Origin of the sequence: Streptomyces sp. NBC_01460 (assembly GCF_036227405.1) — a bacterium.
Lineage (GTDB): Bacteria > Actinomycetota > Actinomycetes > Streptomycetales > Streptomycetaceae > Streptomyces.
In genome coordinates this window covers 7603564-7620963 of sequence record NZ_CP109473.1, presented here as the reverse complement: position 1 = coordinate 7620963, position 17400 = coordinate 7603564, and the positions used below count along the sequence as shown (strand labels likewise).

Sequence of the window (17400 nt, the reverse complement as noted above, 5' to 3'; positions counted from 1 at the left end):
AGTTCTCCCGGCCCCGGGCACCACCCGTACGCCGCCCGCGCGCCCCGCGACACAGGGGGGCGCTCCGGTGGGACACGGCTCACGATCTCGTGGAAAGGAAACCGCGTGCGAGGCAAGCTCCGGATGTTCCGTACCGTTCTGGCCGCCGGGATCGGTGTCCCGGTCCTCCTCCTGGCCGTCCCCTCCCCCGGCGCCGCCGCCGACAGTCACTCCGGCGGCGGAATACCCGGCCTGCCGTCCTCGGTCTACGGCGGCGCCTGGCCGACCAGTCATCTGCAGGGCGTCACCGTGGACCGCCGACGCGGATTCGTCTACTGGTCGTTCACCCAGAAGCTGGTCAAGACCGACCTCCGCGGCACGGTCGTCGGGACGGTCGAGGGCCTCACCGGCCATCTCGGCGACATCGACGTCGACGAACGGGACGGCAGGGTCTACGGATCACTCGAGTACAAGGCGGCGGAATCGTTCTACATCGCGGTCTTCGACGCCCGCGGGATCGACCGGGTAGGGATGGACGCCGAGCGGGACGGCGTGATGACGGCGGTCCATCTCGACGAGGTGGCCGCGGACTTCACCGCGGACATGGACGGCGACGGCGTCTTCGACGGCGACACCGCCGACACCGCCGACCACCGGTACGGATGCAGCGGCATCGACGGCGTGTCGTTCGGCCCCGCGTTCGGCAGGCGCGGCGGCGAGCAGACACTGAAGGTCGCGTACGGCGTCTACTCCCACACCGGGAGGAGCGACAACGACCACCAGGTGATCCTGGACTACGACATCAGCGACTGGGGCCGGTACGCGCGGCCGCTCACCCAGGAGGCCCCGCACCACAGCGGCCCCGAGCGCCCCGACGGCAAGTTCTTCGTCCGCACCGGCAACACCACCTACGGCGTGCAGAACCTCCAGTACGACCCGTACACAGAGAACTGGTTCATGGCGGTCTACAAGGGCAGGAAGGACGGGTTCCCCAACTACTCCCTCTTCGCCGTCGACGGTTCCGCCCGCCCGGTGCGCGGCGCGATCGAGGGTCAGCCCACGCCGGAGACCGGCCGTCTCCTCACCCTCCGCGAGGCCGGTCTGCGCGACGCGGCGACCGGGATCCGCGGCTGGGAGTTCCAGGGCAGTTACGGGTTCGACGCGTTGGGCGGCGGACGGTACTACGTGGCGGAGGCCCGCACCGTGGAGGAGGACGGCGTCGTCAAGCAGGCGGGCGAGATCCGTCTGCACCGCTGGACCGGCGGGACCCCGGGCCCGTTCGCCCCCGTCGGCTGAGGTCGCCGGTCCCTGCTGTCAGCCCCGCGGGCGCGGCAGCCGCCCCGTCGACGCCCGGGCGCGCAGCTCGACGGGCAGCAGTTGGTGGCCGGCCCCTTCGGCCCCGCTGGAGACCAGGTGCAGGAGGCGCTCCACCGCGCGCCGTCCCGCCTCCGCGGCCGGTACGCGCAGCGCCGTGACGTCCGGCATCGCGAGCCCCGCCGCGGAGAGGTCGTCCGCGCAGGCCAGGCTGATGTCCCCGGGGGTTGTCACGCCCAGCATGGTCATGCGGTGCAGCAGGCCGAGGAGCAGCGTGCTGCTGTACGCGACGACCGCCGTGCAGCCGGAGTCGAGGACCGCCTCGGCGGCGCGGACGCCGGCTTCGAACTCCGGCGGGTAAGGGCCGAGCGCCCGTACCTCGCAGTCGGTGGCGGCCTCGCGCAGTCCGCGCAGCCGCCGCGGGTCGAGCCAGGAGCCTTCGGGCCCGCCCAGGTAGGCGATCCGGCGGTGGCCGAGTCCGGACAGGTGGGCGCCGAGGTCGCCGAGGCCCGACGGGGTGTCGATCACGACGGAACTGACCCCGCGGACACGGCGGTCGAGGGTGACCAGCGGCAGCAGGCGGGCGACATCCGTCAGCAGCGGGCCGGCCGCGAGCGGGGCGGCGGCCGCGAAGCCGTCGACGCGCTCGGCGAGGCGGTCGTAGAGCGCCTGCTCGCGCGCGGACGACCCGTTGGTCACCACCACGATCAGCTCGCAGCCCGCCTCCTCCGCCGCCGCCTGGGCACCGGCGAGGACGGGGGCGTAGAACGGGTTGGCCAGTGAGGGGACGCTGAAGGCGAGGAGCCCGGTCCGGCCGGTGACCAGGGCGCGGGCGGCGGAGTTGTGGCGGTAGCCGAGCGTCTCGGCAACGGCCACCACGCGGGCGCGGGTGGCTTCGGAGACCATGTCGGGCCGGCTCAGCGCGCGGGACACGGTGGACGCCGACACCCCGGCTTCCCTGGCCACATCCTCGAGTCGCGCCATCACGGCCCCCTCCTCTGCTGCGTTCCCCTGCGGCTTTACATCTGCCTGAGCCGGTCCGTACCCTACCGTGCAAACGCATGCTGCAAGCGATTGCATTGATGAGGAGCGGCGATGGCGACCGATACGACCGCGCGGAGCGTCCCGAAGGCGGACCGGTTCTTCCGGCTGACCGAGCGGGGGACCTCTGTCCGCACGGAACTGCTCGCCGGTGTGAGCATGTTCCTCGCCTCGGCCTACGTGGTCGTCGTGGTGCCCGGCATGCTCGCGGGCGCCGGGGTGCCGCACGCGGCGGCCACCACCGGGGTGATCGTGACGGTGGTGCTCGCGACCCTCTTCATGGGGCTCTACGCCAACCTGCCGTTCGTCCTGGCGCCCGGGCTCGGCGGAGTGGCGCTGGTGGCGGTCACCCTCATCGGGCAGGAGAAGGTGCCGTACCCGGTGGCCATGGGCATGGTCTTCTGGTCCGGTGTGGCGTTCCTGGTGCTGACCCTGCTCGGCATCCGCCAACTCGTCACCCGCATCATCCCGGACTGCGTACGGCTGGCGATCGGGCCCGCCATCGGCCTGTACATCGCGATGCTGGGTTTCCGCTCGGCCGGGCTCATCGGTGTGGGCAGGAAGGGGCTCGAGCTCGGTGACCTCGGATCGGCGGCCGCCCTGCTGGCCCTCGCGGGCCTGGTGCTGATCGCCGCCCTCTCCTCCCGCAAGGTGCCCGGGACGCTGCTGATCGCCATCGCGGTGCTGACCGTCGCGGCGATCCCCCTCGGCGTCGCCGAGGTGCCCGACTCCCTCTTCGAGGCGCCCGGGAGCATGGGCCCGGTGGCGTTCGACATCGATCTGTGGGGCGCGCTCGAACCGCACTACCTGCCCTACCTGTTCGCCCTCTTCGCCGCCGAGTTCTTCTCCACCACGGGAGTCGTGATGGCCGTGGGCGAGCGGATCGGGCTCACCGACGACCAGGGACAGATGCAGGACATCAACAAGCCGTTCCTCGTCGACTCCGTCAGCGTGATCGGCGGCTCGGCCATGGGCGGCCCGAGTGTGACGACGTACCTGGAATCCGCGGCGGGCTCCGACAGCGGCGGCCGTACGGGCCTGACCTCGGTCGTCACCGGCGGCCTGTTCGCCCTGCTGCTGCTCTTCACCCCGGTAGCGACCATGATCCCGGAGGCGGCGACCGCTCCGGTGCTCATGTTCATCGGCCTGTCGATGCTCGCCGGGCTGCGCAAGGTCGACATGTCCGACGTCACCGACGCCCTGCCCGCGGCGCTCACCGTCGCCTGCACGCTCTTCTGGGGCAACTTCGGCACCGGCATCGCCGCCGGTCTCACCTCGTACGTGCTGATCAAGGCCGCGGCCGGGCGCTTCAGGGACATCCACGTCGGGATGTGGGTCCTGCTGCCCTTCCTCGGCTACTTCTTCTACAACTCCATCCACTGATCGGAATTCTCGTGCACGACGTCCGCATCTTCGGGGGCAGTGTCGTCTCCGTCTTCACCGGCGAGGTCTTCGCCGCTGACGTCCTCGTCACCGGCGAGGTCATCAGCGGGGTGGTTCCGCCGGGTACCGGGGGCGAGGCCGCCCGCCTGATCGATGCCACCGGACGGCTGATCGTCCCGGGGTTCCTCGACGCGCACATGCACGTCGAGAGCTCCTTCCTCACCCCGGCCGCGTTCGCGTGGCTGACGCTGCCGCGCGGCACCACCACCGTGCTCGCGGACCCGCACGAGATCGTCAACGTCGCCGGGCGCGCGGCGATGCGATGGATGATCGAGGCCGGGCGGTCCACCCCGCAGACGCAGCTGTGGGGCGTGCCGTCGTGCGTACCCGCACTCGCCGGGTTCGAGCACTCCGGCGCCCATCTGGACGCCGCCGATGTGGACGAACTGCTGCGCTGGGACGGCGTGCGGGCGCTCGCGGAGGTCATGGACTACCGCGCGGTGGTCTCCGGCGACGAGCGGATGCACTCCATCATCGCGACCGCCCGGGAGCAGGGCGCGATCCTCGACGGGCACTGCCCCGGCCTGGCCGGCGAGGAGCTCAGCCGGTACATGGCCACCGGCATCGACTCCGACCACACCAAGAACACGCCCGAGGTCGTGGTCGAGAAGGCCCGTCTCGGCATGACCGTCATGCTCCAGGAGAAGTGCCTGGAGCCCGAGGTCGTGCGGGCCCTCACCGCCCTGCCGCAGCTGCCGCCCGTCTGCCTCGTCACCGACGACCTGGCCGCCGACCACATCACCGCCGAGGGGCACCTGGACCACATCGCCCGTACGGCCGTGGCGGCCGGACTGCCCGCGCTCGACACGCTGCGCGCGCTGACCTGGACGCCCGCCCAACGGCTGCGGCTGCCCGACCGGGGCGTCGTCGCACCGGGCAAGCGCGCCGACCTCGTGCTGCTCGAAGGGCCGCTGGAGGACTTCGCCGTGGATTCGGTCCTCGCGGGCGGCCGGCTCGTCGCGACCGGCGGACAGCCGGTGTACGAGGAACCGCATCCGGGCGACCACCCGTTCGCCGGCTCCGTGCACGTGCCGGGAATCCCGGAGGACGAGTACAGGTGGCGGGTGGACCTGCCCGACGGGCGGCACCGCTTCCGCGCGCTGCGCGTCAATCCGGTCGACACCTACACCGTGCCCGCCGAGATCGAACTCGACGTCACCGGCGGCGAGGTGGCCTGGGAGGGGCGGACCGCACTGTGCTGGGTGCGTAACCGGCACGGCCGCGACCACACGGCCTGCGTGCCGCTGACCGGGATGGACCTCGGCGACGGCGCGGTCACCACCACGTACGCCCACGACAGCCACAACCTCGTCACCCTCGGCACCACGCGGCGCTCGATGCGGGCCGCCGCCGGGGCCGTGCTGGACGACGACGGGGGTGTGGCCGTCGCCCGTGACGGCGCGGTCACCGCCCGCCTGCCGCTGGCCGTCGGTGGTGTCATGTCGACGGCTCCGGCGGTCGAGGTCGCCGACGCCTCCCGCCGGGTGCGGGAGGAACTCGGCGCGTGGGGCTGGCGGCACCGCAACCCGTTCATGAGCGTCTCGACGCTCACCCTGGCCGTCTCCCCCACCATGAAGATCACCGATCTCGGGCTGGTGGACGTCCTCGCCCGCGACTGGACGGCGCAGGTCCTGGACGGGTGCCACTGACAGCCGGCGCCTCCCTGGACCGCCCCGTCCGGCGGCCCGTCCTGACCGGACGGGACGCCGGACGGCCGCCGGGCGGCTGATATTCCCTGGCGCGGCGGCCGGGATGCGCGGAGACTCGTCCCGTGTCTGACATGAGTGCGTTCCGGGAGGCGGTCACGGCGTGGGCGGCCGGTGGGCCCGATGACGCCGCGCGGGGACTGGCCGCGAGGCTGCCCGTCCGGACCGCGGTCCTGCTCGAAGGCCCGAGCGACGTCGCCGCTGTCGACGCGCTGGCCGCGGCGCACGGCCGGGATCTGACGGCCGAAGGGGTCTGCGTCCTGCCGATGGGCGGGGCGATGAACATCGGGCGCTACGCCCGCCTCCTCGGACCGCCCGGCCTGGACCTCGGCCTCACGGGGCTGTGCGACGAGAACGAATGGGGCTGGTTCGCCCGCGGCCTGGAGCGGGCCGGTGCGCCGTCGCAGGGCTTCTTCGTCTGCGCGGCGGATCTGGAGGACGAGCTCATCCGCGCGCTGGGCGTGACCCGGGTGAAGGAGCTCGTCCGGGAGGAGGGAGATCTGCGCCCCCTGCAGACCTTCCTGAACCAGCCCGCGCAGCAGGGCCGCGCACCCCAGCAGCAGTTGCGGCGCTTCCTCGGCACGAAGAAGGGGCGCAAGATCCGGTACGGCCATGTCCTCGTCGAGGCGCTCGGCCCCGGCCGGGTGCCCGCCCCGCTCGACAGCCTGCTCGCCGGTCTCTGACCGCCGCGCCTCGCCGCCTCCGGGCGGAAGGGCGTGCGGCGGGCCCCGTCCGACGCCTCCCCCAGGACACACGTCGGGTGGCGGGGGCCGTCGCCCTGGACGCCGGAGCGTCGTTGCTCTTCGGCCACCCGGGTTCCTCCGCGTCGCACGGCGGACCTGACCCGTGATCGATCAGTTCATGCTCGATCGATCAGAGACGGCCAGACTGTTGAGCTGTTCGATCGCCTCTGATAGAAAGCTCAACTGTCCGAAGCCCACCGGAACTTCACTCCTGGAGATCTCGTGTCAGCCCATGGCCGCAGGATTGCCCGAACCCCTTTGCTCGCCGTTCCGTCAGCCGTCGCCGCCCTGATGCTGCTCACCCCCTGGTCGGCGCAGGCCGCCGTGGTGTGGGACGGCGCGGCATCGCAGGGCACCGCGGTGTTCGGCAGCACCGAATGCGCCGCACCCGGCAGTCTGGTCACCGCCGCGCAGGACGACGGGCACGGCACCGTGTTCCGCTACACGAAGGCGGTCGGCGTCTACCGTTGCGAGTCCCGCGGGATCAAGGTGGACGGCTCCCGCTACCCGTTCGCGGCCGACCGGACGTACTGGCTCGGCTGGGAACAGAAGTTCTCCGTCGTGCCGGCCGGCTCCGACTGGGTCCCGTGGCAGTGGAAGTCGTATCCGAACGCCACCCAGAACTACCCCCTGTTGATGACCGTGGGCGACGGCCTGGTCAGGCTCGTCTACGTAGGGCCGGGTGAGGGCTGGAAGACCATATGGTCGGAGCCGGTCGAAGCCTTCACCTGGAACCGGGTGGCTGTCGGGATCCACACCTCCGCGTCAGCGGCCACCGGCTGGGTGGAGTTGTACTACAACGGAGTCCGGCAGACGTTCTCCGACGGCACCACCCGGTACACGGGCCGCACATGGGACTCCGCCAACGAGCCCAAATGGGGCGCCTACGACCGCGACAACACCACCACCGAGATCGTCAACCGGGTAGGCGGCCTCAAGCTCGGAACCGCCTACGGCGATGTGGACTGACCTGGCGATGTGGACCGACCTGGCGATGTTCGTTTCCTTTCGCATCGCACGATGCATTGTTCGTTTCGATCGAACATGCTAGAAACGTGTCGCTCTTGAACACCTCGTCCTCGCGAGCGCGTGGAACGAGTCGTTCAAGGGACCCACCGTTGATCTCCCGGGCTCGGAGGCACCATGCCGTCCTCGCTTTCCCGTCGCATGTTCGTGCAGATCTCAGGCGCCGCCACCGCCGTCGGCCTCGCCGGAGCGAGCCACGCGAACGCCGTCGCTGCCGAAGGCTCCTCGTCCGCCGCCGACTTCGCGGCGCTGCGCGCCACATGGCGTTCGCTGCTGCTCGGCAAGGACTTCAGACCGACGGCCGAACCGTTCAGCACCAAGCTGGCCGCGCTGGGCGCCCAGGCCTCCGCCTACGCGGAGCAGATGGCCCCGGCCGACGGCTCCCTCTTCCCCGACGCGGTCTGGGCCGATCCGGATCCCGACCTCGACACCGAGTCGTACACCTACTCGTCCAGGATCCAGACCAGCTACCAGCGGCTGTACGCGATGGCCGAGGCGTGGTCCCAGCCGGGTACGGGCATCACCGGGGACCCCGCCGTCGCCACCAAGATCGTGGCGGGACTGGACCACATGTACGCCCGGATCTACAACGAGGGGCAGAAGAGGTACGGCAACTGGTACAACTGGCAGATCGGCGGCCCCCAGGCGCTGCTGGACACGGCCCTGCTGGTGCGCGACGAGCTCACCGCCGGTCAGATCGCCGCCTACTGCCGCGCCGTCGACGCGTTCGTCCCGGACAGCGTGGTCGCCTCCTACACGGGGACGTCGACCGGGGCCAACCGCATCGACCTCTGCCGGGTGCTGGCGATCCGCGGCATCCTGGGCGAGGAGGCGGGGAAGGTCGCACTCGCCGCGAGCGCCGTCGCCCCGGTCTTCCCGTACGTCACCAGCGGTGACGGTCTGTACGCCGACGGCTCGGTCATCCAGCACACCTTCGTGCCGTACACCGGCTCCTACGGAGCGGTCCTCCTCGACGGGCTGAGCAAGCTGCTCGCCCTGCTGAGCGGTTCCGCCTGGGAGATCACCGACAGCGGCCGCCAGATCATCTTCGACGCCGTGGAAGCGGCCTACGCGCCGTTCCTGCACAACGGGCTGTTCATGGACGGGGTCTCCGGCCGGGCGATAGCACGCGGGCTGGAGCCCGGCAGTGCCGCCGGCCAGAACGACGACCAGCTCCGCGGCCACGCGATCATGGCCTCCGTCGTCGCTCTCGGCCAGGCCGCGAGCGACGAGGAGAACCGGCGCTGGCGTGGTCTGGTACGCGGGTGGATCCAGCGCGGCTCCTACCGTTCGCCGGTCACGGACCCCATGCTCTCGGTCGCCAAACTCTCCCTGCTCAACGGCGTACTGGACGACAGCACCGTCTCCCCGCTGACGCAGCCGGACGGCGCCCTGGTCTTCCCCGCCATGGACCGGGCCGTGCACCGCCGGTCCGACTGGGTCGCCTCGGTCTCGATGGCCTCCCGTCGGATCACCCACTACGAGAACGGGAACGGGGAGAACCTGCGCGGCTGGCACACCGGATCCGGGATGCTCTACTGGTGGGGCGGTGACTTCACCGACGACCAGTACTCCGACCGGTTCTGGCCGACCGTCGACCCCTACAGGCTCCCCGGCACCACCGCGTCGGCCAAGCGCCTGGCCGACGGCGAGGGCGGGATCTGGGGAGCCGCCCGCCCGGACGTGGACTTCGTCGGCGGCACGGGTGACGGCACGTACATGATGCTGGGACAGCAGCTGAAGGGGCTGTCCTCCAGCCTGGAGGCCCTGAAGTCGTGGTTCTTCGCCGATGACGCCGTGATCTGCCTCGGGTCCGGCATCAGCGCCGCCGACGGGACCGCCGTCGAGACCGTCGTGGAGAACCGGCACCTCGGGGTGAGCGGCACCGGCGCCCTCACGGTCGACGGCCGTCGGCAGCCGACGGGATTCCCCTGGTCGGCGCGCATCCCCCGCGCGGGATGGGCGCACATCGCCGGGCACGGCGGCTACGTCTTCCCGGACCGCGGGACCCTGAGCGCGCTGCGGGAGGAGCGCACGGGCGCCTGGCACGACATCAACAGCGCCTCGGGGTCGACGGCCGCGATCACCAGCCGGTACACCACACTCTGGTTCGACCACGGCACCGATCCGGTCGACGAGGGATACGCCTACGTCCTCCTCCCGGGGGCCTCCGCCTCCTCCACCGCGCGGCGCGCGGCCTCCCTGGAACGCTGGCTGACCGCCTCCACGCACACCGCGGGCGTCCACGGGGTGCGGATCCCGGCGCTCGGGATCACCGCGGCCAACTTCTGGGCCCCGGGCCGCTTCGGGCGCCTCTCCGCAAGCGCTCCGGTCTCCGTGCTGGTGAGGGAACGGCGCGACGGCACCGCGGTCGTCTGTGTCAGCGATCCGACGCGGCAGCAGAAGAACGTCAGGATCACCTGGGACCGTGCCGTCCGCTCGGTCGTCACCAAGCCGGGCCCGCTGACCGGCTCCACCACCGGTTCCACGCTGGAACTCACCTTCGGCGACCTCGCGGCGACGGCAGGGAGCACCCAGAAAACGACGGTCCGGCTGAGGTAGGCGGAACGTGTCGACGTTCCTACGTGATTGTTCGAACAAGAACGTACACATCCGCTCATCGGGCGGCTACACTGCCCTGTAGTCCGGCCGTGAAGAGGGGAAGTCGAAGTCATGCACGCCGAAGAGAGGCATCAGGCGATCCTTCGCAGGCTGCGCGAGCGGGGGACGCTCCGGGTCAGCGATGTCGCGGACGAGTTGGGCGTCTCACCGGTCACGGTGCGCAGAGACATCGAGATCCTCGCGGACCGCGGGCTGGTCGCCCGTGTGCACGGCGGCGCGGTGCTGCCGGAGACCCGCGCGGAGACGACGGGCACGGAGGGGCCCACTCGGGCCGCGGCAGCCCGTGGGCCCCTCTCCTTCGGCCTGATCGTGCCCGCGGCCGACTACTACTACCCCGAAGTGATCAAGGGGGCCCAGGAGGCCGCCGGGGAGCGCGGCATCCGGCTCGTCCTGGGCATCTCCCAGTACAACCCGGACGAGGAGCACGCCCAGGCCCGGCGCATGCTCGCCGACGGGCTCGACGGCCTCCTGGTCGCGACCTGCGACCCCACGGCCGCCGCGCCCTGGCTGGGCGAGCTGACGATTCCCCACGTCCTGGTGGAACGCCGGCCGGGTGACGAGCTGTCCGACACCGAACGGGTCGTCACCGACCATGTCCACGGCGCCCGGCTGGCGGTGCGCCACCTGGCGCGCACGCGGCGGCGGATCGGGCTCCTGGTACGCGACGACAGCCCGCACAGCGGTCCGCTCGTCGAGGGGTACAGCAGGGGCCTGGCGGCGGCAGGGCTCGACGCGCCTGCCGGCGGACTCTTCCGCATGCCCCCGCCGGCCGGTGACGCGGCCCGGCGCGAGGAGGTCCTCGACGCCTTCGCCTCCGCCGCGGCGGAGGGAAAGCTGGACGGCGGCCTGATCCACAACGACCACGACGCGATCGTCCTGCTGCAGCGTCTGAGGGCGCGGGGCATCGACGTACCGGGCGACCTGGCCCTCGTCGCCTACGACGACGAGGTCGCCTCGCTCGCGGACATCCCCCTCACCGCGGTCGCACCCCCGAAGCTCGCCGTGGGCGCCTCCGCGGTGGCGCTTCTCGCCGAGCGCATCGCGGACCCCGCGCGCCCCCGGCACCTCGTGTCGATCCTGCCGGAGCTGCACGTCCGCTCGTCCAGCTGATCCCCGTCCCCACGGCACTCCCACCGGAGACCCCTCATGTTCCGCATATCGCCCGGGGGGTTCTCCCTCGACGGCCACCCCCTGCGTGTCCTGTCGGGCGCGCTGCACTACTTCCGTGTCCTGCCGGAGCAGTGGCCCCACCGGCTCCGGATGCTGCGCGCCCTGGGTCTCAACACCGTGGAGACCTACGTTCCCTGGAATCTCCACGAGCCACGCCCCGGGGAGTACGACTTCTCCGGGATCGCTGATCTGGACCGGTTCCTGGAGGCCTCACGCGAGGCCGGGCTGTACGCCGTCGTCAGGCCGTCGCCCTACATCTGCGCCGAGTGGGAGCACGGCGGCCTGCCCTGGTGGCTGCTCGCCGACCCCGAGGTGCGGGCGCTGCGGTGTCAGGACCCGGCGTATCTGGCCCACGTCGACCGCTGGTTCGACCGGCTGATCCCGTTGGTCGCCGCGCACCAGGTCACCCGGGGCGGGAACGTCCTGATGATGCAGGTGGAGAACGAGTACGGCTCCTACGGCACCGACAGCGGGTACCTGGAGCACCTGGCCGAAGGGATGCGGGCGCGCGGGGTCGACGTACCGCTCTTCACCTCGGACGGGCCCGACGACTTCTTCCTGACCGGCGGCGCCGTCCCGGGGCATCTGGCCACGGTGAACTTCGGCAGCCGCGCCACCGAGGCGTTTGCCGGGCTGAAGCGGATACGCCCGCAGGACCCGCCCATGTGCATGGAGTTCTGGTGCGGCTGGTTCGACCACTGGGGCGCCGAGCACGTCGTACGCGAGCCCAAGGACGCGGCGGACACGCTGGAGGAGATCCTGGAGGCCGGCGCCTCGGTCAATCTCTACATGGCGCACGGCGGGACGAACTTCTCGACCTGGGCGGGCGCCAACACGAGGGATCCGGCGACGGGCGCGCACTACGAACCGACGGTGACCTCGTACGACTACGACGCGCCCATCGACGAGCGGGGGTGCGTGACGGAGAAGTTCCTCGCCTTCCGTGACGTACTCGCACGGTACGCGCGGGAGCCGCTGCCCGAGCCGGAGGCCCCCGCGCCCCTGCTGCCGGCCTCGACACTCGAACTGACCCGGGCGGTCGCGCTCTTCGACGTCCTGGACGTCCTCGCCGGCGAGGAGGTGCGCGCGGCCGAACCGCCGTCCTTCGAGGACCTGGGTCTCGCCCACGGACTGGTGCTGTACACCTCGGGTATCCCCGGGCCGCGCGGGCCCTACCCGCTGTCGGTCCAGGGGCTCGCCGACCGCGCGCACGTCTATGTGGACGGCGAGCCCGTGGGGGTGCTGGAGCGGGACGGCGCCGAGTCCGTCGACGGGGTCCGGGTGGACGGGGAACGGTCCCGGGTGGAGCTCCTGGTGGAGTCGATGGGCCGGGTCAACTACGGGGTCGGGCTCGGGGACCGCAAGGGGGTCCGCCGAGTCCTGCACACGCAGCAGATGCTGCACGGCTGGACCGCGCGCGCCGTGCCGCTGGGGCACGGGACCCCCGACGGCCTGCCGTGGGACGCTCCCCGCGGGGAGGCCGGGGGGCGGCCGGGGCCCGTGTTCCACCAGGGGTTCCTGGAATTGGCGGAACCGGGCGACACGTATCTCGCGCTGCCCGGCTGGGGCAAGGGCTACGTCTGGGTCAACGGCTTCTGCCTGGGCCGTTACTGGGAGGCACGGGGCCCTCAGCGGACGTTGTACGTGCCGTGGCCGCTGCTGCGTACCGGGCGCAACGAGATCGTGGTGCTCGAGCTGGACGGCTGCGCGCGTCCGGCCGTGGAGCTGCGCGAGGCCCCGGACCTCGGCTGAACCCGTAGGCGACGTCTGTCCGGCGGCTGTGCCCCGGACCAAGGCCCCAGGGGCCTTGGTCCGGGGCACAGGCATGTCATCGCGCAAGCGGGCAGTCGGCACCCCCGCGCCCCCCTTCTGATACTCCGGACCAGAGGCACACAGACGGACAAGCAGGCGATCGATACCGCTTCTTGATGTTCGTTTGTTCTTTTTCTATTGACTCTGATCGCTCATGGTCGAAAGATGTGCGTCAACTCGCCGCCTTCTGTAGGCCTCTCGTAGGAGTACCGCCATGCAGCGCACCACTCGTTCGACCTCCACGGCCCTCGCGGCCGCCGCGTCCCTGGCCCTCCTCGTCACCGCGTGCGGAGGGGAGGGGGCCTCCGCGGAGAAGGCCGGCTCCGACGGCAAGCCCGTGGAGATCACCTACTGGTCCTGGATGCCCGGCACTGCCGACATGACCGCCGCGTTCAACAAGACGCATCCCGGTATCAAGGTCACCCACGCCGAGATACCCGCGGGGCTCAACGGCGGCTACGACAAGATCGCCAAGGCGGTCAAGGCGGGCAACGCCCCCGACGTCGTCAACCTGGAGTACCAGGCCCTGCCCGACCTCGTGACGCAGGGTCTCCTGCGCGACTCCAGCGCGGAGCTCGGGAAGCCGGTCGAGGAGTACGCCCCCGAATCCGTGCGGTCCCTGGTCACCCTCGGGGGCAAGACCTGGGCCGCCCCCTACGACGTCGGCCCGCAGACCTTCTACTACCGCACCGACCTGTTCAAGCGGTACGGCATCGAGGTCCCCACCACCTGGGCCGAGTTCCGGACGGCGGCCGAGAAGGTCAGGAGCGCCTCCAAGGGCAAGGCGAGGCTGCTCGACTTCTGGGGTGACGACACCGCGACCTGGGCCGGACTCGCCCAGCAGGCCGGCGCCCACTGGTACGGCACGTCCGGCGACGCGTGGAAGGTGGACATCGCCGACTCCGCGACGAAGAAGGTCGCCGACTACTGGAAGGACCTGGTCAAGGACGATCTGGTCCTGAACCACAAGGCGTGGAGCCCCGAGGCGACGAAGGCCGTCACCGACTCCGAGGCGATCGCTCTCATCGGAGCCTCGTGGAGCGCCGGGTCCCTCAAGACCACCTACCCCGGGCAGAAGGGCACGTGGGCCGAGGCCCCGCTCCCCCACTGGGGCACGCCCGCCACCGGTTCGGTGGGCGGCTCGGCCTTCGCCGTGACCAAGGACAGCGAGAAGGCGGACGCCGCCGCCGAGTTCATCACGTGGGCCACCACCCGGAAGGAAGCGGTCGAGGCGCGTCTCGCCGCCGGGACGTCCAGCGGCCTGCCCGCGGACGAGGACCTGCGCACCGTCGCCAAGTCCACCTTCGACTCCTCGTTCTTCGCCGGCCGGAACGTCTACGACGTCGCCGGCGCCCAGGTGCCGCTCATCACCGAGGGCTGGACCTGGAGCCCCGTGCACAACTCCACGACGATGACCATGCAGGCGGAGTTCGGCAAGGCCCAGAGGACCGGGGAGTTCTGGAAGGCCTTCCAGGCCGGCCAGGCGGCGGCCGAGAAGGCGATCACCGACCGCGGCCTGAAGCTCGCCAAGTAGCCGCGATCCGGACCGCCGGGGCGGGTCCCGCACCCGCCCCGGCGTACCACCCACCCAAGGAGCAACCGCCGATGACTTCCCGGCTCGGCCGCGGGCAGCGCAGCACTCCGGCCCTCTTCGTCGCCCCCTTCTTCATCCTCTTCGTCGCCACACTGATCGTTCCCGTCGGGTACTCCCTGTGGATGAGCCTGTTCCGTGAGCAGGCCACCAGCGGGCTCGGTTTCGGGGGCACGGAGACCCTGTTCGTCGGCGCCGACAACTACCTGCGCGCCCTCGGGGACCCCTCGTTCCACCGCGGCTTCCTGCACATCGCCCTCTACTGCCTGATCTACATCCCGGTGATGGTCGGCGGCGCTCTGGCCCTGGCCCTGCTCGTGGACTCGGCGATGGCCAGGGCGAAGAAGTTGATCCAGCTGGCGTACTTCCTCCCCCACGCCGTGCCGGGCCTGATCGCCGCGATCATCTGGGGGTTCCTCTACACCCCGGGGCTCAGCCCGGTCATCGACCTCCTGCGGACCGTCGGCGTGGAGTGGGACTTCCTCGGCCCGGACGGGGTGGTCTTCTCCATGGCCAACGCCGCCGCCTGGCAGTGGATCGGCTACAACATGGTGATCTTCTACGCGGCGCTGCAGGCGGTCCCGAAGGAGACCCTGGAGGCCGCCGTCGTCGACGGGGCGGGCCAGCTGCGCACCGCTCTGTCCGTGAAGCTGCCGATGATCCGTTCCTCCGTCGTCCTGACCATGCTCTTCACGGCGGTCGGCGCCATTCAGCTCTTCAACGAGCCGGAGGTGCTGCGCAGCCGCTCGTCCGCCGTCTCCCAGGACTGGAGTCCGGTGATGTACATCTACCAGGCCGCCTTCACCGAGCACGACTACGGCCTGGCCGCCGCGGCCTCGCTGCTGCTGGCGCTGCTCGGGGCCGGCCTCTCCTTCGTGATCACCAAGCTCGGCAACCGCTGGAAGGAGGCGTGACCATGGCCACCGCGACACCCCCTCGCACCCTGCCGCCCACCCGGTCCCCGAAGCGCCCTGACACCACCCGGCCGCCCCGGACCCCCGCGGCGTCCTGGTCGTCGAAGGCCGTCGTCACCACATTGCTCGGCATCGTCGCCGTCTACACGCTGATGCCGTTGAGCTGGCTGCTGGTCAACGCGACGAAGAGCAACGGAGACCTGTTCGCGAGCCCGGGCTTCGAGCTCGCCGACTTCCACCTCCTGACGAACCTCGCCGACCTGTTCACCTACCAGGACGGCGTCTTCGGCCGCTGGCTCGCCAACAGCATGCTGTACTCGGTCGTGGGCGCGCTCGCCTCCACCCTCGTCTCGCTCCTCGCCGGCTACGCCTTCGCCACGTACGACTGGTGGGGCAAGGAGAAGCTCTACGGACTGGTGCTCCTGGGCATCCTCGTCCCGCACACGGTCATCTCGCTGCCGATGTACCTCATGGCGTCCGAGGTGGGGCTCGTCAACTCGTACTGGGCGGTGCTGATCCCCGGCCTCGTGAACCCCTTCGGCGTCTACCTGTCCCGTGTCTTCGCGGAGAGCTACGTCCCCGGCGAGACGCTGGAGGCCGCCCGGATCGACGGCGCGAGCGAACTGCGTACCTTCCGCTCCGTCGCCCTCCCCATGCTCTCGCCCGCCTTCGTGACGGTCTTCCTCTTCTCCTTCACCGGCAGCTGGAACAACTTCTTCCTGCCCCTGGTGATGCTGAACGACTCGGCGCTCTACCCGGTCGGCCTCGGCCTCTTCAACTGGAACGCCACGCTCCCCCAGGAGCCCCAGCTCTACTCGCTCGTCATCACCGGATCGCTGGTGTCCGTCGTCCCGCTCGCCGTCGCCTTCGTATCGCTGCAGCGCTTCTGGCGCTCGGGCCTCACCGCAGGAGCCGTCAAATGACGCCCCCGTCCCGCACCGCCTACCACCGGCCCCGCACGGTGCTCGCGATGGAACCCTCGGTCCGGGACGCGCTCTTCGACCAGGAGTCCCTCGCCCGGCTGGTGGCCGTCGCGGACACCGATCCCTCCCTCGTGGTCCACGACTTCGGCGACCCGGCCGTGGCGGACGCGCTAGGCCGGGCCGAGGTGCTGTTCACCGGCTGGGGGTGCCCGCCCCTCACCGCCGACGTGCTGGAACGGCTCCCCCGTCTGCGTACCGTCGTCCACGCCGCGGGTTCGGTGAAGCACCACATCACCGATGCCTGCTGGGAGCGTAATCTGACCGTCGCGTCCGCCGCGGGGGCGAACGCGCTGCCGGTCGCGGAGTACACCGTGGCGGCGATCCTCTTCGCCGGCAAGCGGGTCCTGGCGGCCCGACGGGAGTACGGGCACCGGCGCGCCCGGACGAACGCGCTGGACGTCATCGGCACCGGCGGCAACTACGGCCGCACGGTCGGGGTCGTCGGGGCGTCCCGCATCGGGCGGCGGGTGATCGAGCTGCTGCGCCCCTTCGACCTGCGGGTGCTCCTGTACGACCCGTACGTGGACGAGGCCGGGGCGACGGCGCTGGGCGCCCGCTCGGTGCCGCTCGACGAACTGGCGCGCGACAGCGACGTGGTGACGATCCACGCGCCCGCGCTGCCGGAGACCCGGGACCTCTTCGACCGGAGGCGGCTGGCGCTGATGCCGGACGGTGCCACGCTCATCAACACGGCACGGGGCTCGCTGGTGGACACGGCCGCGCTCACCGACGAGCTGGTGTCGGGCCGGCTCGACGCGGTGCTCGACGTGACCGAACCGGAGGTCCTGCCCGCGCGGTCTCCTCTCTACGACCTGCCGAACGTCCTGCTCACCCCGCACATCGCGGGCTCACTCGGCAACGAACTGGCCCGCGTGACGCACGCGGCGCTCGACGAACTGGAGAGGTACGGCCACCGCCTCCCCTATGCCGACCCCGTCCGGGGGGAGACGCTGACGCACACGGCGTGAGCCGGTGGCCGCCCCTCCCGGAAGGTGAGTTTGTCCACACCGCCGGAGCCGTCTCCCCACCGGGGGAACGCGGCGGCCGGCGCCTGTG

Annotated in this window: 13 protein-coding genes; 12 read left to right on the top strand and 1 reads right to left on the bottom strand. The window is 71.2% G+C overall.

The window, feature by feature from the left end:
• Positions 1-105 precede the first annotated feature (105 nt).
• Positions 106-1275, top strand: a complete 1170-nt coding sequence (locus tag OG488_RS34100) for a hypothetical protein (RefSeq protein ID WP_329236289.1) — start codon at positions 106-108, stop codon at positions 1273-1275.
• Positions 1276-1293: 18 nt separating this feature from the next.
• Here the strand turns inward: OG488_RS34100 and OG488_RS34095 are convergent, their stop codons facing one another.
• Positions 1294-2277: a LacI family DNA-binding transcriptional regulator gene (locus tag OG488_RS34095; RefSeq protein ID WP_329236287.1), complete on the bottom strand. Its 984-nt coding sequence runs from the start codon at positions 2275-2277 to the stop codon at positions 1294-1296.
• Between the two features lie 111 nt (positions 2278-2388).
• Here OG488_RS34095 and OG488_RS34090 point away from each other — a divergent pair, with 111 nt between their 5' ends.
• The 11 genes from OG488_RS34090 (at position 2389) to OG488_RS34040 (ending at position 17312) form a co-directional block, all read left to right on the top strand.
• A complete protein-coding gene (locus OG488_RS34090; protein ID WP_329236285.1) occupies positions 2389-3717 on the top strand; it encodes an NCS2 family permease in 1329 nt (442 codons plus the stop codon).
• Positions 3718-3728: 11 nt separating this feature from the next.
• A complete protein-coding gene (locus tag OG488_RS34085) occupies positions 3729-5426 on the top strand; it encodes an adenine deaminase C-terminal domain-containing protein (RefSeq protein ID WP_329236283.1) in 1698 nt (565 codons plus the stop codon).
• Between the two features lie 122 nt (positions 5427-5548).
• Positions 5549-6166, top strand: coding sequence for a TOPRIM nucleotidyl transferase/hydrolase domain-containing protein (locus OG488_RS34080; RefSeq protein ID WP_329236281.1), 618 nt, complete (start codon positions 5549-5551; stop codon positions 6164-6166).
• Positions 6167-6484: 318 nt separating this feature from the next.
• The gene (locus tag OG488_RS34075; protein WP_329236279.1) at positions 6485-7195 is read left to right on the top strand and encodes a hypothetical protein; all 711 of its coding nucleotides are present in this window, start codon (positions 6485-6487) and stop codon (positions 7193-7195) included.
• A 174-nt stretch (positions 7196-7369) separates the two neighbouring features.
• The gene (locus OG488_RS34070) at positions 7370-9814 is read left to right on the top strand and encodes a polysaccharide lyase 8 family protein (RefSeq protein ID WP_329236277.1); all 2445 of its coding nucleotides are present in this window, start codon (positions 7370-7372) and stop codon (positions 9812-9814) included.
• Between the two features lie 111 nt (positions 9815-9925).
• Positions 9926-10984 carry a substrate-binding domain-containing protein gene (locus OG488_RS34065; RefSeq protein WP_329236275.1) on the top strand — a complete coding sequence of 353 codons (1059 nt, stop codon included), beginning with the start codon at positions 9926-9928 and terminating at the stop codon, positions 10982-10984.
• Positions 10985-11020: 36 nt separating this feature from the next.
• Complete coding sequence (locus tag OG488_RS34060; RefSeq protein WP_329236272.1) at positions 11021-12796, top strand: glycoside hydrolase family 35 protein; 1776 nt, start codon at positions 11021-11023, stop codon at positions 12794-12796.
• Between the two features lie 274 nt (positions 12797-13070).
• A complete protein-coding gene (locus tag OG488_RS34055; protein ID WP_329236270.1) occupies positions 13071-14390 on the top strand; it encodes an ABC transporter substrate-binding protein in 1320 nt (439 codons plus the stop codon).
• Positions 14391-14461: 71 nt separating this feature from the next.
• Positions 14462-15361 (top strand): carbohydrate ABC transporter permease, encoded by a 900-nt coding sequence (locus OG488_RS34050; protein WP_329236267.1) that lies wholly within the window; start codon positions 14462-14464, stop codon positions 15359-15361.
• Between the two features lie 2 nt (positions 15362-15363).
• The gene (locus OG488_RS34045; RefSeq protein ID WP_405690441.1) at positions 15364-16284 is read left to right on the top strand and encodes a carbohydrate ABC transporter permease; all 921 of its coding nucleotides are present in this window, start codon (positions 15364-15366) and stop codon (positions 16282-16284) included.
• The gene (locus OG488_RS34040) at positions 16281-17312 is read left to right on the top strand and encodes a hydroxyacid dehydrogenase (protein WP_329236265.1); all 1032 of its coding nucleotides are present in this window, start codon (positions 16281-16283) and stop codon (positions 17310-17312) included. The genes OG488_RS34045 and OG488_RS34040 overlap by 4 nt, the downstream gene beginning before the upstream one ends.
• Positions 17313-17400 lie beyond the last annotated feature (88 nt).